Raw genomic sequence first — 21,334 nt, forward strand, 5'->3', positions numbered from 1 at the left:
ATTCCAACAAAACAGGTGATTGAAAACTGCAATTCGTCCGGCTCGTCATTCAATTCGAGGTTCAGGCCGGACGTTTTTCAACGATCCGGCAGAGACACTCGAACGGAGTCCTACGATGCAAAATTACCACCTGCCACCAGAAATGCTGCCAGAAGGCCACAGTCTCGGGCAGAATCTCGTGCGTACTTTAACGGTTATTCCCAATGAGCCGGTGGGATCGACCTGTGCTGAGAAGACGCGGTTAAGGCGACTGTCGTAAAAGAATTGGCGAGGGTTTTTCTTACTCCTTCTCCCGTTCCGACGGGAGAAGGCCGGGATGAGGGCGAGTTCGAACGTATGGAGCGTTCTTTCAACGAGCCGCTTCATTGTTTGAAGAATAGCGATGGTTTACTGGCGACTCAGATGAGCCTCAAGCCATTCGATCAATCGCGCCGCAATGTCGGTTTTGCTCCCTGAATACTGTGCGATGGCGTTGCCGGATGGGGCAATGAGCTCGACGTCATTGGTACTGGAGCCGATGGCTGTCGGCCCATTGAGAACGATGATGTCGCAGTTCTTCTCTTTGAGTTTTCGAAAGGCGTTCTGGTGAGCAAACTCGGCAGATTCGAGAGCAAATCCCATAATCCAGCGATGGGCTTTGGTCTGACCAAGCTCCGCAAGCACATCTGCTGTTTCGACAAGTTCCAGTTCTAAAGAAACGCCCGTCTTGGCCAGCTTCCCGGAGAATCGCTCGCGCGGGCGGTAATCGCACACTGCAGCCGTCGCAATGACACCATCGCATGCGGGAAACGCTTCACGACATGCACTGAGAAGTTCATCTGTGGTTTCCACATGATGAACCTGACAGTTTCTGGGAGGTGTGAGACCGACTGGGCCGGTAACAAGAATTACCTGATGGCCGCGGGCGATAGCGGCTTCAGCCAGTGCGTAACCCATGCGGCCGCTGCTGGCATTGGAAAGGTAACGAACATCGTCGAGGTATTCGCGCGTCGGGCCGGCTGTAATCAAGATTCGCATAAGAATTCCACTGTGCAGGAGTTCGCTTCAATGAAGCATCTTCGCTCGAACACGGGAATTCAACAACCACGCGATTAATCCCGGGGCATACCGGGAGCAACATCCACGATGCGTGCTGAGGGACGCTTAAGGTCAATCACGACGGGTTGAGTCGACTCGGCCTTGGCAAAGTTTCCAGCCGCATCGCGGGCAACCACCCGGACAAAGACCTGAGACGGCCCATTGGGTGGAAGTTCCCAGCGAAAGCTGCCTGTGTCTGGTCGCCAGTCGCTAATCAGATTCCATGGGCCAGCCGGTGAGGCGGCACCATAAAGCGAAATGGGTGTTTCCGAAAGGTTGGCATCCTGGACTCGCCAGCGGATTGTCACGAGATTCTGCTGTGTCCCCTGCCCTTGTTCAACGGCCAACAGCTCTAATGCGGGGGCTGTCTGGTCGACTTTGACTTGAATCGAAGGAGCTTCCCCATTTCGTGGAGGCTCGGCCGACAATCCTGCTCCACTATGAACTCGAATTTCAAAGCCGTAGATGCCATCTTGTGGAACCTGAACATCGAATGGGCTCTTCAGATCGACATCTTCGCCATAGCGGTACCACTGCTGGCCATTGTTCTGTGTGATAAAGAGTTCGACAGCACTGATTCCCGAGGGGCCTAAGTCGTCGATTTTGTAAGACAGTTGAAACTTGCGAGTGGCAACAATTCGACCCTTGAAGAGTGGGTCTCCAGCACCCGTCCCAGCCACTTTGGCATTGGTTGGCTGCGGTGTGACTGTCGGTTGAACCGGAGGTTCATCAAAGTTTTCGGCCCCAGTCGTGTAGGGATTCTTCACGATTTCTGGACGAGATTGAACATCACTGGAGACTGGCCGACCCACCATGCCAGTGGATGGCTGGATCATCGGGCCTGTCGATATTGCTCCCGTCATCGAGTTATTGGCGGTCTCGGTCGAGAGATCGCGATTCATGCTGGCAATGGGTTGCCTGGTGTCGGGCATGGCTGCTTTTCCAGCGCCATCTCCACCTCGAACTGTGGATTGAATCGTTCCTCGGCCAAGATTACCGGCTTGATCGAGAACTGAGCCACGAACGGCAACAATTCCTCCCTGCGGGACTGACCACGTCGTTTGACCGGCAGAACGTGGGGAGACACTCACTGTTTGCCAACCGGCAACACCGGGCTGAGAGTATTCCAGCTTGAGTGTGGAAGGATCAAGGTTCTGGTCGTGGAGATGCCACGATAGCTGCACCTTGCCCTGCTGGACTTCCTGCAATGCGAGATCGACACGGGGTTCACGCGTATCGACAATGACCATCAACCCGGGCTCGAAGACGCGGCCATTGGGTTGCAACTGATTATCACCGTCCAGTGTTTTGACAGAGAACCAGAATTCACCGTCTCCGGGAGACTGATATTCGAATTTGCCAATTTCCGGATTAATCGATTGGGCTAGACTCCAGGTCGCCCCCCGATCTGATGAAACATACAGCCTCAGTTCCTGCGCATTCATCCTCTGAAGAGCCGCAGGATCGACCTTAAATGGGATTCGAAAACGGTTCTTGGCCGTTACGATCGGATTCGCGGCGGAGGCAAACGTGGCCAGACCTGCCACCAGGCAGAGACTCAGACACGTTCGCACAAAGCTGCCCATTTTTGGCCTCGCTCAACTCAGGACTACCAAATATCAGCTTGTCGAACCTCGAAAGATCAGCAGCATCAATTGGGTTCAACTGGCATTTGACGCCATACAACCGCTAATTCCGCTACATTCGTTTCGTCTGTATCGACTCACTCGCGGTGCTGACTTCATGCAATCCTGATCGTCGATCGAGAACCAAGAGAAGCCTCTCCCGCACCACGAAGGCAGTCTAGCTCACGATCAGTCGGGTGTTGGCAAACTGTGTACGGTCAGAACGGAATTTGGTCGAATCTGATTTCTGCAGAACGACTTAGCACATCGCAATGAGCCATTTTTTCTGAGTGTTTACGGGTGGCGCTGATCCATTTCACACTCAGGATTTGCGGCGGACTTCAGCATATTTTGCCACAAAAGCGCGAGCCCTCCGCTCGGCTTCCGCGGCATCGCCGCTCTGTGCAAGTTTCTGATCGATGAGGCTGGTGGCCAGGCCTACGGCAGCAGCGCCTGCATTCACAAATGCCTGAAGAGAGTCAAGAGTGACCCCACCTGTCGGCACGATCATCGCCTGCGGAAATGGTCTGGTGAGTGCTGAGAGAAAGGTTGGCCCGACTGCATCAGCTGGGAAAAGCTTGACCATGGACGCCCCGGCTTCCAGTGCTGTGACCAGTTCGGTGGGGGTTAAAATCCCGGGGAGAATCAATTTGTCATATCGATTGGCCAACTGGATGGTTTCGACATTCAGTGCGGGGGTCACCAGAAACTCTGCACCGGCGAGGATTGCCAGTCGTGCTGTTTCCGGGTCGAGAATGGTGCCAGATCCCACGAGCACCTGTGAGCCCAACTCCTGATGAAGCTGGCGAATGACATCGAGCGCTCCGGGAACGGTCATGGTGATTTCAATGATTTGAATTCCACCACGGTGCAGTCCATGGCACAGCGGAATGAGCTTATCGGGTGAATCTGATCGCAAAATCGCAATTAACCCGGATTCGAGAACTCTCGTCACGCTGGCATGGCGACTCATGAAATCGATCCTTGCTTTCGTTTCACAACTGTGAGACTGGAATTTGGCGATTCACACTTTAACCAGTGATACTGAACTCCTCAGCAGGATGATCAGCGTCACGTGCATGTCTATCCCTGGGCGGCATAGCGTTCTGCGTATTGCACGACCCACTGATCGATGATGTTCTTCAGTTGCTCCGTGTTCGCCTCATCGAGCAGATTGAATTCGTTTTTGCGAAGAATTTCTTTGTTGCGAATGGTACCTCGCACGACGAGATCGATGATGCGGGCAGAACTGTTGTAGGGCCGCACGAGAATTTCGAGGTAGGAATACAACTGCGTGACATCACGGCGAGTGGTTCCGGAGACATCATCACGGCTGGCATGTGCTCCCCATCCATCTGGCGAAATCACTGTCCGGAAGTTAAATCCCGGAAAGTGTTTCACCATTTTGCGAATGGCCGTTTCGATCTGATCAGAGAGTTCAATGCGTAATGCGCCGTGCTGCTGGCGGTAATCTTCGTCCGTTCGAGCCGCTCGGGCCCGTTGCGAACCCGCCTCTTCCCGCTGACGATTCCCCCTCTGGATGGCTTGAGAAAGGCGTTCTTCGAAATTCTCACTCATGCTCTCGTCCATTCGCCAGAATTTGATCCGTAGACTCTCAGCCGAAGATACAAGCTGCTCAATGTCTTGGCATAGGGCCAGGGTCATCCCGAAAAACATTGCGCTGCTGGAAGTATCGGCACTGGGGGATGTTGTGGCAACCCGTCAGAGGTGTATTCAGAAGCCTTTGGCGTCAATCGGGTCTACTGGTTGCCTCAGGGGATTTTGACAGACTGGTGTCGAAATGTGCAAAAATCGGGTGTTAATTGTTGCGAAATGGCCGTCAGATGAGTTTCGAAAATTGAAAAAACAGTTGTGATTGCGGTTGTTATTGAGGTGGCAGGTCTCATGCCCTCAAAGGTTGAAAAACGGTTGTTATCAGAATCGCAGTTGTATCCATCAACTGGAATGGTCAGTCAGGATTTGCTCAATCACCTTGCAATCATGCTGGCTGGCGCGGATTCTCGGACTCATTGTTCGGTAAGGCAACGTGAGAAAACGGGATCAATTCCAGCCGGCCGAGCGGAGTGGTCGTAACCCAAGTCCGGGAAAACGCTTGACTTGCTGAGTCTATGAAACAATGATCCCCATTGAGGCAATTGTTTTATTCCCATAGAGCAGAATCTTTTGAATTGGATTCAAGCTATATTGGAATTGTTTGCCAGGATCATTCTGGCCAGTTCTGGCTCGGTCTCATTCGAAATCAGGAAAACCCATGTCGAGTACAAGACGTCTGGACATCGAAGAAGTTGGTGATGTCACCGTAGCCAAGTTTGTCGATAAGAAGATTCTCGATGAGACCAACATTCAGTTGATCGGGAATCAGATGTTTGGGCTGGTCGATGAAGACGGTCGCAAAAAGATCGTGCTCGATTTTTCCACTGTCGAGTATCTTTCCAGTGCTGCACTGGGCAAATTGATCACGATGGACAAAAAGGTGAAAGCGGCACGGGGTAAACTGCGGCTTTGTGCCATTCGGCCGGAAATTCTTGAAGTCTTCCAGATCACTCGGCTGGATAAGATTTTCGATATCAAGTCGACTCAGGAACAAGCTCTCGATGGGATGTAACCTGTCGATTTGCGGGGTAGCAATCGTAGACTTGGAAGACGGGATATTGTTCCAGAGCCGTGGAAACTGTGTAAGATTTTGGCCCTGCTCCTGGAATGATTTCTTCCTTCAAAAACGATTGTGGTCACAACGTTATTGACATTCTGGATGATGATCCAGACGGTCGATGCCGAGTTGCTTAAGCTCAAGCTTGTCCGGTAATTGCCTGATTCTCCTCGACAGCAGTGACGCCATGCCGATCTATGAACAGTTCGAGATTCAGATTCCGAGTGACACCGCAGAAGGTCAGGCCATTCAGGAGAAGATTATTGCTGCGATGGAAGCAGCGGAATTTTCTCCCAGAGATGTTTTTGGCATGCGGCTGGCCCTCGAGGAAGGTCTGGTCAACGCCATCAAGCATGGTAATCGCATGGATCCCGATAAAAGGGTGCGAATTGCCTGTACGGTCAGCGATGTGATTGCCAGTATCGAAATTGAAGATGAAGGCCCGGGATTTGACTGGAACGACGTTCCCGATCCGACGGCCGAGGAAAATCTGGATCGTCCCTGCGGTCGAGGCATTATGCTGATGAGAGCCTTCATGTCGAAGGTCGAATACAATGATTCGGGGAACAAGGTGCTGCTCGAAAAATTGCGAGTCACGCCGGATGAGACGGCCAGTTAAGACAGTCTGGTATGTCGCCTCTCTGATTTCTTGTTTGTGAATTGAAGTCTTTTTCACTTGGGTGTGCGGGAGACATTGAGATACCATATATCGAAGATGGACGTTTCCTCGCAGCCCAGGTCTTTCGAACAGGCTGAATGCCAACGGTTCGCTGTCTTTGTCCGAACGATGAATATGTGCTTCTGCGGACGGATGTTTTCCGATGACCCTTAAGCTTGTATTTCCCGATGATGTGGAATTCACCAAACTGGTTCAGCGGGATCGGAATGCCAATCTGACACTTGCGGCACTGGAGGTGGCGCGAGAGGCTCAGCCTGGTTTGAGCTTTCGACCCACGCTTGAGTGGATTTCAAAGCGTGCCCTGGAAGTGCAGTCGATGCTTTCCGGAAAACATGATCCGAGAAATCAACTGCAGGCTTTGGCGCAATGTCTCTCGGGAACCCATGGTCTGCATGGCAGTAGCTCAGCCTATGATCAAGCGGAAGCCAGCTATCTCAACCGCGTGGTCAGCACAGGGACAGGATTGCCCATCAGCCTGTCACTGGTCTGGTGGGAGGTGGCTCGCTCGATCGGTATTCCACTTCAAGGTGTCTCGGCACCGCTCCAGTTTCTCTTGAGGCTGGAGAGCGAGGAAGGCCCTCTCTTTGTCGATGCCTTTCGTGGAGGCCTGATTTTAGATTGGGAAGAGTGCCTCGAATGGCTGACCGATTTAAGTCAACTGCCAGAGGATGAAGTCCGGCCGATGATGGATCCTGCCCGTCCGCGCGAAATCATGACTCGCATGCTCAATAATCTGAAAGTTCTCCACGTCAAGCAGGGGCATTGGGAACTGGCTCACCAGGTTCAGAGGCGATTAACAGCTCTTCTTCCAGGGAGATTTGATCAACATCGCGATCTGGGGCTCATTGCGTTCAAGGCTGGGCATTATGGCTTGGCAGTGCAACTGCTGGAGGATTGCCTGCGCTCTTGTGACGGGAGTGAGCGATCAGTGCTGACGCGCCATTGGCAGGAAGCGGTCCGCTGTCTTTCTGAACGCAACTGAAGCATGTTACAATCCAAGATAATAACAACGCGTTGTTAGTCGGGAAGACTGCTTGGCTCAGAGCCGCAAGCATGGCACACGGCCATCTGCTGTTTTTCCGAACGCAACTGAAGCTTCGGCAAACACTGGACGAGATCAAACGGGCAGATCTCTTGATCAGCATGATCCTTTGAGATTCTATGTGGCCAGGACAGGGAAATGAGCTTGTAGTTCGGCGAGAATTTCTGCAGGTTCAGCCATCCGGCCGCGGCCAATTTGACCGCAACTTAACCAGCCTTCCCCTGGTTCAATAATGTGTATGCCATCCTCGCGTAATTGTTGCACGTTGCGACTGACGGAAGGCTTGGCCCACATCTCGCAGTTCATGGCGGGGGCCACAAAGAGTGGGCAGGTAATTGTTAAAGCCAGAGTGCTGACAAGATCCGGTGCAAACCCATGAGCAAGTTGTGCCAGAGAATTGGCTGTGGCGGGGGCGATCACGTAGACATTCGCTCGCTGAGCCAGACCAATATGCTCACCACGAAAATGTTCCTGAGGAGAGAACATTTCGCGAATGACGGGCCGCCCCGTGAGTGCTTCAAATGTCGTCGGGCCGATAAATTTTTCGGCGGATTCAGTGAGAACTACGGAGACCTGAGCACCACGCTGAACCAGCTTGCTGCAAAGTTCAGCCGACTTGTAGGCAGCAATCCCTCCTGTCACCCCCAGAAGGACTTCGAATCCAGTCATAAGAGATCCTCCAATCGGGCGGTTAAAGGGACGAAGTCATTTCGACACACCCCGAAGACCTGTGCATTTCCGTCGAGAAAAACACCCCGCTCTGCACTGATGGCAAACCGGGGTGTGATTCAAATCATGATTGGATAAACCGATTACAGATCATCCAGCGAGGGCCCCGCATCCATCTCCCGAGGAACGCTGGGTGCGGTCTGGAGATTCCCGGAAGCATCAAGGAAGATCTTATCCTGCAGGATCTCCTGCACCACGACTTCCATCGGGTTCTTGGTCTGGATATCGACTAGTGGCCTGGCTCCGCGATTGAGAGCCACCATTCGCTTTTGAATCAGGGTGGAGAGTTTAAAGCGACCTCCCACTTTTCGGACAATCGCTTCTTCTTTCAGTTCTTCGAGCATGTGCCGGCCTCATTTTGCAATAGTGCGATAATGCGTTGGACTGCTGCATCCAGATGATCATTGATGATCTGGTAGCGATATTTGTCTGCCTGGGCAAGTTCCAGATGAGCTTGCTTCAAGCGCTTTTGAATCGTCTCCTCCGCGTCGGTTCCTCTTCCCCGGAGTCGCTGCTCAATAATTTCTGGTGAAGGAGTTTTTAGGAAAATTGTAATCGCATCCGGGTAAAGCTGCACGACTCGCAGTGCACCTTCCACATCAATTTCCAGAAATGACCAGGAGTTCAGTGCTCGCGCCCGTTCAATCTCGGATACTAATGTCCCGTACCAGTAACCAGCACCATAGACCTCGGCGGTTTCGACAAACTCCTGCCGGTGGCGACGAGCCATAAACTCTTCGTGCGACAGAAAGTAATAGTCTTCGCCGTGGATCTCGCCTTTTCGGGGCGGGCGTGTTGTCGCAGAAATCGCTTTGGTCAGTGGAATTGGTGATTGTTCAAGCAGGTGGTGGACAATTGTTGTCTTGCCGCTGCCACTTGGCCCGGAAAGAACAACCACCCGGAAAGGCAGAGAATCCGTGCTCGCTGGACGCTCTGATGCAACTGTCATTGTCTCTGCATCCCGTGGGCTTCAAGGGCGGAAAGTTGATCACTCAGTTCCAACAACTCTGGGCAATTCATTCATCTCATACGGCCGGTTGCCTATTCGACGTTTTGAATGACTTCTCGCATCCGTTCAAGTGCTGCCTTCATTTCCACCACGCAATGTGCAATCGCCGCATGATTGGCTTTTGAGCCAACGGTATTGATCTCGCGGAACATTTCCTGAAGTAGAAATTCGATTTTTCGACCTTGCGAAATCTGATCACTCAAGTACTTTTCAAACTGTTCGAAGTGGCTTGCCAGGCGGGCGAGTTCTTCATTGATGTCGCACTTGTCGGCGAACAGACTCATTTCGCGAACCACTTCGGCGGGAGTGACCTGAGTCGCTGAATTGGCGAGAACCTGGTTGATACGTTCCAGCAATTTCTCACGGTATTCCTGTAGAACCTGTGGTGCTGTTTCTCGGACCAGTTGCGATTTTTCAATGATCAGCGATTGCTGTTTGCAGAGGTCGGCCTGCATGGCGGCCCCTTCCCTGCAGCGAAAAGCCTCAAACTCATCCAGAGCTGACGACATTGCCTGTTTGAGCAATGCCAGGTGCTCTTCGGCTGCTGTGGACGACTGAGATTCATCACTCAGGACACCAGGAAGCGTCAGTAACTCCGATAGTCTGGGAGGCTTTGTCTTCAGTTCCTTTGCCAGAGGTTGAAGTTGCGACCAGTACCCCTTGAGAACATCCTGCTGAATCCGGATGGCAGATGGCAGTCCTCGACTTTCCAGACGAATGGAAACGTTGACGGTTCCCCGACTGATTCTCTCGCGCAGCGTCTTTTCGATCTCAGGTTCAAAGACAGCGAAACAATCGGGAGAGCGCAGAGAGAGCTTGAAGTAACGGTTATTGACGGATCGAATCTCGACCATCAACCGCTCTTCTCCGGATTCGGCACTGCCAATTCCGATACCTGTCATGCTCAGAAGCAACGCCATCAACTCCCGACAATAGCTGCTGTCTACCGTCTATAATTGTCCGAAAATCACTGATCTGTCGTCCTGATTCGGAGAGGGCGAGGCAAAACGTCGCCATCCTGTCGCAGACGTCAATAACTCATTCCCGAGCGACAGTTTTAAGCAGAAACTGGTTCACAGACTGAATCAAGTCTTGTACCAGTGGCTATGGCTTGGGTTCTTCGGCCTTGGGAGTCTCAGTCCCACTGGCGGGCTCAGCAGGAGTCGTGACTGCCGGAGCTGCGTCTTGACTCGCATCGGCAGGCTTGACCTCATCTGTCTTCACGGCGGGAGTTTGATCTCCTGCGGGCGTCTCCTTGGCTGAGGCTTCTGGCTTTGAAGCAGCAGGAGGTGTGGCTGTTGATTTCTCTACGGTTGATTTCTCTTCAGTCGGCTTGTTGTCAGCGGCTGGAGTATTTCCGGCTGGAACTGTGCCTTCTGCTGGAGTCTTGACTGGTGTCGTACTCTGAGGTTCTTCGGGATCAGCAGGTTTGTTCAGGGGGTTTGTAATCGCAGAGTCGCTGGGCTTTCTCTCAACTCGAGAACCGTCTTTATAAAGTGGGCGTGACATGAGCAGGACACAAATGGCTGCCAGTGCAAACCAGACGGCAGCCATCCCGATGGTAATGCGAGTGAAGAGATCTCCGGCTTTCACACCCAGAGCACTTTGTCCACCGGCACCACCAAAGGCTCCGGCCAAGCCACCGCCCCGGCCACGTTGCAACAGGATAATTGCCATCAGCAGCAGGCTCACAAAGCCCAGCAATGTCATCATGAAGTAAATGAGATAATCCATAACTTTGCCTTCAAAACCTCCAAGCGTCCTTTGAGAAGTGATCCCCAAGGGAAATCAGCGAAGAGGATAATAGTTTTTGCTAAAGATTGACAGGGAAAGCCTCAGAGACGGCAGATCCACTGTGATCGACTTCAGACTGCGATCGATTTCCGAAAGATATGGACTTCAAAATCGATCGATCATCGAAAACTGATCAACGTGAGGCCACTTGTGCCGCAGCCTGCAGGATGGGAGCAAACTGAGCAGTTGTCAGACTGGCTCCTCCGACCAGAGCCCCATCGACGTTTGGCAAAGACATCAAGGCCTCAGCATTGTCAGCCTTGACGCTACCGCCGTAAAGAATTCGCACGCTGTCAGCCACTTTGGCACCGTACTGCTTCGTTAACCAGCCGCGAATGAAGGCATGGGCACCTTCAGCCTGTTCCGGAGTGGCTGTCACTCCAGTGCCAATGGCCCAGACCGGTTCATAGGCAATGACGATCTGACCAAGAACGGCTGCATCCAGATTCGCAAGTCCGCCTGAGAGCTGGGTTTCTAGAACGGTCTCAGTCCGCCCTGCCTGACGATCTTCGAGCAGCTCGCCGACACAGAAAATGACGCCGAGATCTTCGGAAGTCGCTGCTGCGATCTTCTTGTTGATCAGTTCGTCCTTCTCGCCGAGCAGTTGACGGCGCTCGCTGTGGCCAAGAATTACCCACGAACAGCCAATATCTTTGAGCATTTCAACTGCGGTTTCTCCCGTAAAGGCACCGGGAGCTGCAAACCATGTATTTTGAGCACCAAGCTGCACTTTTGAACCCGCCAGCTCGGCTTTAACGCTGCTCAAGTAGACAAACGGTGGGCAAACGGCAATGTCGATCGCATCACCCAGACGCTGAGCTTCGGCAGCCACACCTTTGGCAAGTTCTTTGCCACTGGCAAGGTTGGTATTCATTTTCCAGTTGCCAGCCACAAACAGGCGACGCATAGGTGTATCCTCACTCAACCAAAGTTGCAGATGAAATCGAAAGCTTAAACGTGTTCAGTTGCCTGAAGATCAAAGTCCGCTGCTCAAACTGAGATCAGCATTCTTTCAGATTCGAAAAGACTCTGTTCGTTCAGATATTTCAGTCAATCGGTTCGCTGCAGGGGTACGAGCCCAGCACTTCGAGGCGAACTGCATGAGTTGTCAGTTCATCAAGTGCTTTCTTGACGCGAGTGTCCTTCATGTGCCCCTCGGCATCGATGAAGAAGATGTAACCACTCTCGGGCCCACGCAATGGAAAGGATTCGATCCAAGTCAGGTTGATTTTGAGCCGTTTGAAGATTTCCAGAGCATTGGCGAGAGCCCCCGGCTTGTCGGCTGTCTGTAGCAGGATCGAGGTTCGATCCTGTCCAGTGGGAGCCATGATACGGTCGCCAAGCACAGCAAATCGAGTAATGTTCTGAGAGTTGTCTTCAATGTTCGCTGCCAGAATTTCCAACCCGTACTCGGTGGCTGCCTGACGGCTGGCAACTGCGGCGGCACCTGGTTTATCACGTCCCAGTTGAGCGGCGGTCGAAGTGCTGGTGACTTCAATCAGCCGGGCTTGAGGCATATTACGACTCAGCCATTCGCGACATTGCGAAAGGGCTTGTGGTTTACTGTAGATCTCTGTGATTTCTCCACGAGCAGAACGACCCAGCAGATTGTGGTGAATGGCGAGTTGAACTTCACCGCAGATACGCAGTGGCAGGCGGGTAAACATATCGAGAGTGTCGATGATCCTGCCGTCTGTACTATTCTCGATGGGGACCAGTCCGAAGTCGGCATGGCCTCGATTGACCTCTTCAAAGACTGCGGCAATCGTGTTCACGGGAATCAGATCAGCCGCCTCACCAAAACGCTCAATCGCCGCCATGTGAGTAAAGCTGAATGCCGGACCCAGGTAGGCCACGCGCTGGGTGCGAACCTGGTTACGAATTGAGCTGAGAACCTGTCGCAGAACTCCGCGTAATGCATGGGCAGGTAATGGGCCGGAAGACTTCTCTTCAAGCTTTAATGCGAGGAGATCATCAGCTTTAGGATCAAACAGCACAGCCTTTTTGTCGGGGGCTGCTTCAAGGAGCTTTAAAGTGGCTGAGGCTCTCTGGTTGAGAAGTTTGACAATTTCACTGTCGAGCTTCTCGATTTCCGTTTCAAGACTCGCTGTCGCCTTGACGGGATTGCCAGCAGCTTTTGCCGATCCGCTGGTGGAGGCTTTCGATGTTTTCTTGGTCGGCTGAGGCTTTGTGGCCATTTCCCGAGTATTCCCGAATGAGAGTGCCTAACCTGAATCCACATTAACACTTAACACTCTCGCAGTTCGCGTATCCGTTAAGTGTCACATAACTCGTGAAAATTCAGGACGTTACGCTCTTTTACAGGTCTGTTTCCTGCTTTGTCAAGTTGGCAGAGTTCCCGAGATGAACTTACCATCCATAATCCAACGTTAGGTGTCAAAATGGCAGTCTTGGTGGGGGCTGTCATTTTGGCGTTAGGTGCCAAAGTGGCGGCTGTTTTAAGGTGAACGATTCCGTTGTAGGAGTTTCGTTCTTCATAACTGATTGTGGAGTAATAGATTGCATTCATGTTGTGCATTCGTTTTGTGTTTGGCGCGATGTTTGCTGACTATCTGTGGCTGACGAAAGCTAAGGGCATGACTGACAGATCTCTGTCGAGACCCTGTTTGCCGAGGCTTCTGCATCCTGAACAGTATCGAGCAGCCGTATGGTTGCCGGGGCTCCAGGGGGGTCAGAAGTCTTTGTACAGAGTTCTGTTCGTACAGAGTTTTGATGGGAAGTCAGACGCCTGCAGTTAACGTGGATACAACATCTTCAGATCAAGTCATCGAGGAGAATGAGATATGGCCGTTCAGGAAAAAGTGATTGGAATCGACTTGGGGACGACCAACTCTGTCGTCTCCGTGATGGAAGGTGGTGAAGTCAAGGTCATCGCCAATCAGGAAGGGAACCGCCTGACACCCAGTATCGTGGCCTTCACCGACAAAGGGGACAGGCTCGTGGGCGATCCTGCGAAACGTCAGGCCGTCACCAACCCTAAAAATACGATTTATTCTGTGAAGCGTTTTATGGGGCGACGCCACAGCGAGGTCGAGTCGGAAGAGAAACTCGTCCCTTACAAGGTCGTCGGTGGCCCCAGTGAATATGTGCGCGTTGAAGCGGGCGGGAAGGAATATACACCTCCCGAAGTTTCAGCGCTCGTGCTGCGGAAATTGAAGGAAGCTGCGGAAGCTTACCTCGGACACACCGTGACACGGGCTGTGATTACTGTCCCTGCCTACTTCAATGATGCGCAACGACAAGCCACCAAAGACGCCGGTGAAATCGCCGGGTTGAAGGTCGAACGCATTATCAATGAGCCCACTGCCGCAGCGCTGGCTTATGGGCTACAGACCAAGAAAGACGAAAAGATCGCGGTCTTTGACCTGGGTGGTGGTACCTTTGATATCTCCGTCCTCGAAGTTTCCGGCGATCTCGTCGAGGTCTTGAGCACTAATGGCGATACGCATCTGGGTGGTGACGATTTCGATCAGGCCCTGCTCGATTTTATCGCTGATAAGTTCAAGGCCGAAAACGGAATTGACCTGCGTAAAGATCCCATGGCGTTGCAGCGTCTTCGCGAAGCTGCTGAAAAGGCCAAGAAGGAACTCTCGTCATCACAAACGACCGATATCAATCTGCCCTTCATTACAGCCGACGCTTCGGGTGCGAAGCATTTGCAGTTAAATGTGACACGGGCCGAGTTTGAAAAGCTGATCGATCACCTGATCGATCGCTGCAAGAAGCCTGTGGAGCAGGCGCTTAAGGATGCCAAGCTCAAGCCTTCCGATATCGATGAAGTTGTGCTCGTCGGTGGTTCGACTCGCGTTCCTAAAGTTCAGGAATTCGTAAAGAGCTATTTCAACAAAGAGCCCAATCGCTCGGTGAATCCCGACGAAGTTGTGTCAATTGGTGCCTCAATTCAAGGGGGCATCATTGCTGGCGACGTCAAGGATATGCTTCTGCTCGACGTCACCCCGCTGTCGCTGGGGATCGAAACTGAGGGCGGAATCATGACCAGCCTTGTGGAACGAAACACGACAATCCCGACAAGCAAGAAGCAGGTGTTCTCGACGGCAGCCGACGGACAGACAGCAGTTACTGTGAGTGTCTTCCAGGGTGAACGTCCGATGGCGCGGGATAATCGTCTCCTGAGCCAGTTCAATCTGGATGGGATCCCCCCTGCACCACGCGGTGTGCCTCAGGTTGAAGTTTCCTTCGATATTGATGTCAACGGGATCGTCAGCGTGAAAGCCAAGGATCTCGGGTCTGGCAAAGAACAGTCCGTCAAGATCCAGAACGCCAGCGGTCTTGATCCTGCCGAGATTGAACGGATGAAGCGAGACGCTGAGTCTCATGCGGGTGACGACAAGAAACGACGTGAACTGGCCGAAGCAAGAAATAAGGCGTCGACCTCGGCATACGAAGTTGAGAAGTTGCTCAAAGAGCATGGCGAAAAGCTCGATGCGGGCTCGAAGTCGGCGATTGAAGCTGCGATTGCTCGCGTCAAGCAGGTCGAAACCGGCGAAGATGTGACTGCTATCAACACCGCAGTCGAAGCTCTGCAGCAGGCCAGCTATGCCATGGCGCAGCATATCAATGCTCCCGGTGGTGCCACAGGTGCTGCTGCCGATGATGGTGCTGCTTCCAAGGGAGGCGACGACGTCATCGATGCTGAATTTGAGAAGAAGAGTTAATGCGGCTGGAAGTGGGCTGTTGATGGTCGTGATTTGAGCCTGTCTGGTGATTTCGGTTGTTTCGACAATCGACCGAAGCCACCGGGACTGGATACGACACCTCAATAATCATTTCATCCCGTTTTCTTCGACATATCCACGACCCTGTGACGCCGAGCGAAAGCCCGGTCGCAGGGTCGTGTCGTAGATATTTTTCAATTCTCATTCAGCCTGTTCCAGGATCGTCATTAAGTTCTTGAGGCTGAATTTCATAGCCTTCGCGAAATCCAATCATCACAATTTCTGTCAAGATATTGGCAGCAGCATACGGAGAGACATCCATGGCATTCCGAGCCGACAAACTGACTGTTAAAGCCCAGGAGGCACTGCAGGAAGCTCAACAACTCGCAGAAAATAACGGACAACCCCAGGTGCAGCCTTTGCATCTGATCAAAGCCTTGTTGGAAGAATCGAGTGGCGTTGTACGCCCGATTCTCGAAAAAATCGGCGTCCGGCTGACTCAACTCACCAGCCTGGTTGACAGCGAGATCTCGCGTCTCCCCAAGGTCTCGGGGAGTTCTTCACAGGTCGGAGCGTCGAGTGCGCTCATGGATGTCCTCAACAAGAGCCAGCAGTTGGCTGACCAGATGAAGGATCAGTTCGTTTCAACCGAACATCTGCTGCTGGCGCTGATCAAGAGTGACGACGTCGCTGGTCGATTGCTGAAAATGAATGGAGTTGAGGAATCCGATGTTCTCAAGGCCCTGCAGTCAATTCGCGGGCATCAGCAGGTGACGGATCAGAATCCCGAAGACAAGTATCAGGCACTTGAAAAGTACGGCAAAGATCTCGTCGCACTGGCTCGCTTGGGGAAGATCGACCCTGTGATTGGCCGTGACAGTGAGATTCGACGCGTCATTCAAGTCCTTTCACGCCGCCGCAAGAACAACCCTGTGCTGATTGGTGATGCCGGTGTTGGTAAGACGGCGATTGTCGAAGGCCTGGCCCATCGCATTGTGCTGGAAGATGTTCCTCAAAACCTTAAAAACAAGCGTGTCATCGCTCTCGATATGGGGGCTCTGATTGCCGGTGCGAAATATCGCGGCGAGTTCGAGGATCGACTGAAGGCTGTGCTGAAGGAAGTGACCGAATCCGAAGGGAAAGTCATTCTCTTTATTGATGAACTTCACACGGTTGTAGGTGCCGGTTCTTCGGAAGGAGCTGTCGATGCTTCGAATCTGTTGAAGCCAGCCCTGGCCCGGGGTGAACTCCATTGCGTTGGTGCAACGACTCTCGATGAATACCGCAAATACATCGAGAAAGACCCTGCTCTCGAACGACGCTTCCAGCCCGTGCTGGTCAATGAGCCCAGTGTGGAAGATACAATCTCGATTTTGCGCGGGCTCAAGGAACGGTACGAGTCACATCACGGGGTCCGAATTACCGACGATGCTATTATCAGCGCTGCCAAGCTGTCGGATCGTTACATCGCGGATCGTTTTCTGCCCGATAAGGCCATTGATCTGATCGATGAAGCCGCCAGCCGATTGCGCATGGAAATGGATTCGATGCCGGCCGAAATCGACGAGGCGACACGAGCATTGACACGTCTGCAGATTGAGGCCACGGCTCTCGCCAGGGAAACGTCTCCGGACAGTCAGCAGCGCCTGGCCTCCATCCGGAAGGAGATTGCCGAGAAGGAAGAATCGGTGACTGCGCTGAAAGTGCGCTGGCAGACCGAGAAGGAAGCACTTTCCGGCATTCGTCCGATGAAGGAGAAAATCGAGAAACTGCGAACGGCTTATGAGCAGGCTTTCGCCCAGGCTCAGCGGACCAACAATAACGAAGACTTCGTGCGGGCTTTTCAGACGGAGCAGGAATTGAAAGCCGCTCAGGCCGCATTGCAGGGAGCCGAATCCCGAGTGGCCACTTTAGACAACACCCAGCGGCTTCTGCGCGAAGAAGTGACTGATGAGGATATCGCCAAAGTCGTCAGCCATTGGACGGGGATTCCCGTGGCCCGCATGATGCAGACTGAAAAAGCCAAACTGCTTTCGATGGAAGATCAGATTCATAAGCGGATGATCAACCAGGAAGAAGCTGTCACAGCGGTTTCCAATGCCGTCCGGCGAGCTCGTTCGGGTATGCAGGATCCGAATCGACCGATTGGCTCCTTCATGTTTCTGGGACCGACGGGTGTCGGCAAGACGGAGCTTTGCAAGGCCTTGGCTGAGTTTCTGTTTGATGATGAAAAGGCGATGGTGCGTATCGATATGAGCGAGTTCATGGAGAAGCACTCCGTGGCTCGGTTGATCGGTGCCCCGCCCGGTTATGTGGGTTACGAAGAAGGCGGCAAGCTGACAGAGGCTGTTCGCCGCAGGCCTTATAGCGTGCTGTTGCTGGATGAAGTCGAAAAAGCCCATCGCGATGTCTTCAATGTTTTGCTCCAGGTTCTCGATGATGGCCGTTTGACGGATGGTCAGGGACGAACTGTGGACTTCACGAACACGATTATCGTCATGACGTCGAATATCGGCAGTCAGCTCATCATGGATCTTTCGGGAACTGATGATGAAGGGGAGATCTACAGCCGAGTGATGGGAGCACTGCGAAAGGAATTCTTGCCCGAGTTCCTCAACCGCGTGGATGAAGTGATCGTTTTCCATCCCCTCGGCAAAAAGGAAATTCGACAGATTGTCGATCTGCAGCTTGCCAAACTGATCAAGCGGCTGGCCGAACACGATATTCGCCTCGAAGTCAGCGACAGCGTGAAGGATGTTCTCGCGACCGAAGGTTACGATCCCACCTATGGGGCCCGGCCTCTCAAGCGAGTCATTCAGCAAAGGTTGCAGAACGAACTGGCCAACTCGTTACTGTCGGGTGAATTCAGCGAATCCAACGTCGTAAGGGTCGATGCTCATCACGGCGAGTTTACCTTTACTGCATCGCGAGAATGAGATCGCCTTGCTCGAAGCTTTCAAGTTCAAAGATCGCCCGCTCATCGAAAGTGATGGGCGGGCGATTTTGATATCTGCATGTCGTCGAAAGCGCGTTGAGTGATTACTTGAGTCGACGGGGATCCCATTCACCACAGATCATCAAAAGCAACAGCGGATTGACAACAAACGCCTGCAGGCAAAATCCACCGACAAGGCCGATGATTCCCAGGATGATTGCCAACAGGATTCCCAGGCCAAGACCCTTCATGAGGCCGATGGCAATCCCTGCAAGTACTCCCAAACCTGCTCCGAGCAGGCAGAGTGCGAGCATGCCGTCCCGGCGACCCAGGAAGCGAGCCATTTCCGAGGCCTTTTGCGAGTGCCTGGCGTAGTACTTGGAAAGTGTTTCGTTCGTATCTTCCCAGCGAAATTCACGGACCGGGAAGTAGTCTTCACAGGTCGCACAATAGGTCTGTTTCATATCTGCTAATGGATCTGCCAGTGCCTGAAACTCACCGCCATCCACTTCTGTAGCCATATCACAGGCTTTGTGAATGTAGCTCCGGCTCTGTGGTGTGGAGGTTTTTTGGTTTGCCACTGGAAGAGTTCCCGAATGACGTCATCTCTCAAGTGATTGGTGAATTTGGCCTACTTTTCAGCTTTAAACAAGCAATGAATCAGTACGCCCTGGAATCGAAGGCTCCGCTGGCGTTCTGCCAGGCAATCAAACCGAACATGATCGTGCCGAAGGGCATGTTTTCGGAAAAGCACCAGACGGCGACGGCCGCCGCGAGAACCACGCTGATTCCCCGGGAGATATCACTTCGCCGTCGGATGCGGAACATGTCGAGCAGGCCCTGCAGAATGCGGCCTCCATCGAGTGGCAGAATCGGGAGCAGATTCAAGATCGGCCAGAAAATATTGATGATGATCAGATAGTTAAACGCGGTCGATGCATAGGGCGGAATCTCGATTTGAAAGGCGCGTAAGGCCAATAAAACGATCAGCACGATTCCCAGGAGCAGGAATTGAGCCATCGGGCCCATTAACGACATGATCACGGACCGCCCGGGTGTGTTATTGACGTACCGATCTGAGAAGGCCAGCCCTCCCCCAAAATAGAGCAGGATCGAACTGCGCCAGCCAAACCACTCGGCTGTCAGAGCGTGTCCCAGTTCATGAATGAGTACTGAGAAAAAGACACACCACACCCAGATCAGCACCAGTGGAAGGTCACCTGATCCCCAACCCAGAGCAGCGGCCATCAGCCAGAACATCGGGTTCACGCGAACGGGAATGCCAAACAGCACAAAGGTGACGTCCAGCGGAGTTGGACCTGCAGAAAACATATCGATCGGTTTCTCTTTTTGGTGAGTCATCTTTTGACGAACGATTCGTCATAGCATAGTTGAAACGTCTGCTCGTGTATTCCCTCAGAGAACGAGGATTCACATCCCTGCAGAAATTGTGGGAAAACCGTTCACCAAAAAGCCGCTTGGTGAGTCGTGGAAATCCGTGTAAACTCCAGACGTCGGCCGCCGGGTCGCACAAGAAGAGGCCATATCGCTGAAAAGCCTGGCCGGTGCGGGGTTACCCCGTGCTCGAATGATTGCTCCCATACTGAACTGGAATCCTGTCTACGGTGGTTCCACCGTAGACAGGATTCGAAACAGGCATTGGTTGTGCGACCCGGCGGTCGATACTTTAGGGAATTCAATGCAGACGATGCATTGCCAGGGCAAGGATGTCTTCATGGGTTTGTGGAGTTGGTTCTGGAGTTGGTGGCGACCGACGGGTTCCAACCACGCCTTGCCGAGTAGCCCTCCTGCGAATCGAGCCAGTGGCCAGAAGCGGCAATGGATCGGTTCCACAACAACTCCGAAACTTCCACGACTCAGATATCGATCACCCGAAATGGTGCGACAATGGCGCATCGAGGGGCGTGGAACTCAAGTCGATCAGCTTCCGTACGTTTATGCCAGATATGCCCGTACGCGCCGACGTAAGCAGTTTCTGAATCTGCTGACGGATACGCGCGTCGATTTGCTGCAGCAACATCGGTTGCCAGTCCTCACCACTCTCGATGAATTAAGTCAGTTTTTAGGGCTGCCAATTGGTCGGCTGGCAGGGTTGATTCATCTGGCGGATCATGGGCGACCTCCCACCGAAAAAAAATCGCATTACTGGCTGAAATGGATCCGCAAAAAGCGCTCGGGGCACCGGCTCATTGAAGCGCCCAAACCGGCACTCAAAAAAGTGCAGGAGATCATTCTCAGGCAGATTCTTGATCTCGTTCCCGCACATCCAGCGGCCCATGGTTTTGTCCCGAACTGTGACATTCTTTCGAACGCTCAGTTACATGCCGGCAGAGCTGTCGTAGTGAAGTTTGATCTGAAAGATTTCTATCCGTCGGTCACATTTTCAAAAGTCGTCGCGATCTTTCGTTCCCTGGGGTACTCTCGCGAAATGGCGTTATGGCTGGCGCGATTGACGACCTCCGCATTGCCAATTGGTATGGCATTTCCTGATAAGAATCCTTATTCGATCATGCAGTTCACCAGGCGTCACTTACCACAAGGCGCGCCCACTTCTCCGGCTCTTGCCAATCTGGCGGCCTATTCATTGGACGTGCGTTTGACGGGTTTAGCGCGTCGATTTGGTGCGATTTACACCCGTTACGCAGACGATCTCACATTCTCGGGTGATCATCGGTTTTTGAAACAACTCAAAAGATTTGTGCCACTGACTGATCAGGTGATTGTGCAGTGCCGTTTTCATTCTCAGCCCGCGAAGCGAAGGATTCTCCGTCAGTCGAATCGGCAGACAGTCACTGGTGTGGTCGTTAATCAGAGTCCAAATTGCTCTCGAAGAGACTACGATCAACTCAAAGCGATTTTGCACAATTGCGTGCGGCATGGTCATCAGACACAGAATCGAGATCAACAGGTTGATTTTCGAGCTCATCTTCAGGGCCGGGTGGCACATATCCGGCATTTGAATCCTGACCGGGGAGTGCGTTTGCAGAAGATTTTTGAGAAGATCAACTGGAATTCATGATCTTTTGCCAAGGTTTGTGCGTCAGTAAGTTGGCAT

The 21,334-nt window shown here is 52.7% G+C and carries 20 protein-coding genes; 7 read left to right on the forward strand and 13 right to left on the reverse strand.

The features are described 5' to 3' along the window. Nucleotides 1-115: 115 nt before the first annotated feature. Nucleotides 116-259 carry a hypothetical protein gene (locus A6X21_RS24925; protein ID WP_165603915.1) on the forward strand — a complete coding sequence of 48 codons (144 nt, stop codon included), beginning with the start codon at nt 116-118 and terminating at the stop codon, nt 257-259. A gap of 128 nt (nt 260-387) precedes the next feature. Here A6X21_RS24925 and A6X21_RS23030 read toward each other — a convergent pair whose 3' ends face one another. The 4 genes from A6X21_RS23030 to A6X21_RS23045 all read right to left on the reverse strand — a co-directional run bounded on the left by A6X21_RS23030 (nt 388) and on the right by A6X21_RS23045 (nt 4,280). Then, nucleotides 388-1,017: a phosphopantothenoylcysteine decarboxylase domain-containing protein gene (locus tag A6X21_RS23030; RefSeq protein ID WP_068853341.1), complete on the reverse strand. Its 630-nt coding sequence runs from the start codon at nt 1,015-1,017 to the stop codon at nt 388-390. 74 nt (nt 1,018-1,091) lie between these two features. Next, the gene (locus A6X21_RS23035; RefSeq protein WP_131818513.1) at nt 1,092-2,651 is read right to left on the reverse strand and encodes a hypothetical protein; all 1,560 of its coding nucleotides are present in this window, start codon (nt 2,649-2,651) and stop codon (nt 1,092-1,094) included. A 373-nt stretch (nt 2,652-3,024) separates the two neighbouring features. Then, nucleotides 3,025-3,675: a bifunctional 4-hydroxy-2-oxoglutarate aldolase/2-dehydro-3-deoxy-phosphogluconate aldolase gene (locus tag A6X21_RS23040; RefSeq protein WP_068853345.1), complete on the reverse strand. Its 651-nt coding sequence runs from the start codon at nt 3,673-3,675 to the stop codon at nt 3,025-3,027. Between the two features lie 110 nt (nt 3,676-3,785). Further along, nucleotides 3,786-4,280, reverse strand: a complete 495-nt coding sequence (locus A6X21_RS23045) for a hypothetical protein (RefSeq protein ID WP_068853435.1) — start codon at nt 4,278-4,280, stop codon at nt 3,786-3,788. 694 nt (nt 4,281-4,974) lie between these two features. Here A6X21_RS23045 and A6X21_RS23050 point away from each other — a divergent pair. From A6X21_RS23050 to A6X21_RS23060, 3 genes are all read left to right on the forward strand, one after another. Then, the gene (locus tag A6X21_RS23050; protein ID WP_013110316.1) at nt 4,975-5,328 is read left to right on the forward strand and encodes an STAS domain-containing protein; all 354 of its coding nucleotides are present in this window, start codon (nt 4,975-4,977) and stop codon (nt 5,326-5,328) included. A gap of 190 nt (nt 5,329-5,518) precedes the next feature. Then, nucleotides 5,519-5,992 (forward strand): ATP-binding protein, encoded by a 474-nt coding sequence (locus A6X21_RS23055; protein ID WP_240490378.1) that lies wholly within the window; start codon nt 5,519-5,521, stop codon nt 5,990-5,992. 202 nt (nt 5,993-6,194) lie between these two features. Further along, nucleotides 6,195-7,034 (forward strand): SirB1 family protein, encoded by an 840-nt coding sequence (locus A6X21_RS23060; RefSeq protein WP_068853350.1) that lies wholly within the window; start codon nt 6,195-6,197, stop codon nt 7,032-7,034. 177 nt (nt 7,035-7,211) lie between these two features. Here A6X21_RS23060 and A6X21_RS23065 read toward each other — a convergent pair whose 3' ends face one another. From A6X21_RS23065 to pheA, 7 genes are all read right to left on the reverse strand, one after another. Then, nucleotides 7,212-7,763 (reverse strand): flavoprotein, encoded by a 552-nt coding sequence (locus A6X21_RS23065; RefSeq protein WP_068853352.1) that lies wholly within the window; start codon nt 7,761-7,763, stop codon nt 7,212-7,214. Nucleotides 7,764-7,906: 143 nt separating this feature from the next. After that, a complete protein-coding gene (locus A6X21_RS23070) occupies nt 7,907-8,167 on the reverse strand; it encodes a DNA-directed RNA polymerase subunit omega (protein WP_013110312.1) in 261 nt (86 codons plus the stop codon). Next, nucleotides 8,152-8,772, reverse strand: coding sequence for a guanylate kinase (gene gmk / locus A6X21_RS23075; RefSeq protein WP_068853354.1), 621 nt, complete (start codon nt 8,770-8,772; stop codon nt 8,152-8,154). The genes A6X21_RS23070 and gmk overlap by 16 nt, the downstream gene beginning before the upstream one ends. Before the next feature lie 92 nt (nt 8,773-8,864). Next, entirely contained in the window at nt 8,865-9,752 is an 888-nt protein-coding gene (locus A6X21_RS23080) for a YicC/YloC family endoribonuclease (RefSeq protein ID WP_083233858.1), read from the reverse strand. Nucleotides 9,753-9,936: 184 nt separating this feature from the next. Then, entirely contained in the window at nt 9,937-10,566 is a 630-nt protein-coding gene (secG, locus tag A6X21_RS23085) for a preprotein translocase subunit SecG (RefSeq protein WP_068853356.1), read from the reverse strand. A 193-nt stretch (nt 10,567-10,759) separates the two neighbouring features. Next, nucleotides 10,760-11,533 carry a triose-phosphate isomerase gene (gene tpiA, locus A6X21_RS23090; RefSeq protein ID WP_068853358.1) on the reverse strand — a complete coding sequence of 258 codons (774 nt, stop codon included), beginning with the start codon at nt 11,531-11,533 and terminating at the stop codon, nt 10,760-10,762. Nucleotides 11,534-11,672: 139 nt separating this feature from the next. Continuing rightward, on the reverse strand, nt 11,673-12,824 hold the full coding sequence (gene pheA / locus A6X21_RS23095) for a prephenate dehydratase (RefSeq protein ID WP_068853360.1): 1,152 nt from the start codon (nt 12,822-12,824) through the stop codon (nt 11,673-11,675). 606 nt (nt 12,825-13,430) lie between these two features. Here pheA and dnaK point away from each other — a divergent pair. After that, nucleotides 13,431-15,323 carry a molecular chaperone DnaK gene (gene dnaK / locus A6X21_RS23105; RefSeq protein ID WP_068853363.1) on the forward strand — a complete coding sequence of 631 codons (1,893 nt, stop codon included), beginning with the start codon at nt 13,431-13,433 and terminating at the stop codon, nt 15,321-15,323. A 320-nt stretch (nt 15,324-15,643) separates the two neighbouring features. Beyond that, complete coding sequence (gene clpB / locus A6X21_RS23110; protein WP_068853365.1) at nt 15,644-18,259, forward strand: ATP-dependent chaperone ClpB; 2,616 nt, start codon at nt 15,644-15,646, stop codon at nt 18,257-18,259. A gap of 103 nt (nt 18,260-18,362) precedes the next feature. On the opposite strand, the gene A6X21_RS23115 is transcribed toward clpB, so the two are convergent. Next, nucleotides 18,363-18,839 carry a hypothetical protein gene (locus A6X21_RS23115; RefSeq protein ID WP_068853367.1) on the reverse strand — a complete coding sequence of 159 codons (477 nt, stop codon included), beginning with the start codon at nt 18,837-18,839 and terminating at the stop codon, nt 18,363-18,365. A gap of 79 nt (nt 18,840-18,918) precedes the next feature. Continuing rightward, nucleotides 18,919-19,590 carry a site-2 protease family protein gene (locus tag A6X21_RS23120; RefSeq protein ID WP_165603916.1) on the reverse strand — a complete coding sequence of 224 codons (672 nt, stop codon included), beginning with the start codon at nt 19,588-19,590 and terminating at the stop codon, nt 18,919-18,921. Between the two features lie 367 nt (nt 19,591-19,957). Here A6X21_RS23120 and A6X21_RS23125 point away from each other — a divergent pair, with 367 nt between their 5' ends. Further along, nucleotides 19,958-21,298: a reverse transcriptase family protein gene (locus A6X21_RS23125; RefSeq protein ID WP_165603917.1), complete on the forward strand. Its 1,341-nt coding sequence runs from the start codon at nt 19,958-19,960 to the stop codon at nt 21,296-21,298. The last annotated feature ends 36 nt before the right edge of the window (nt 21,299-21,334 follow it).

Origin of the sequence: Planctopirus hydrillae (genome assembly GCF_001707835.1) — a bacterium.
GTDB classification, from domain to species: domain Bacteria; phylum Planctomycetota; class Planctomycetia; order Planctomycetales; family Planctomycetaceae; genus Planctopirus; species Planctopirus hydrillae.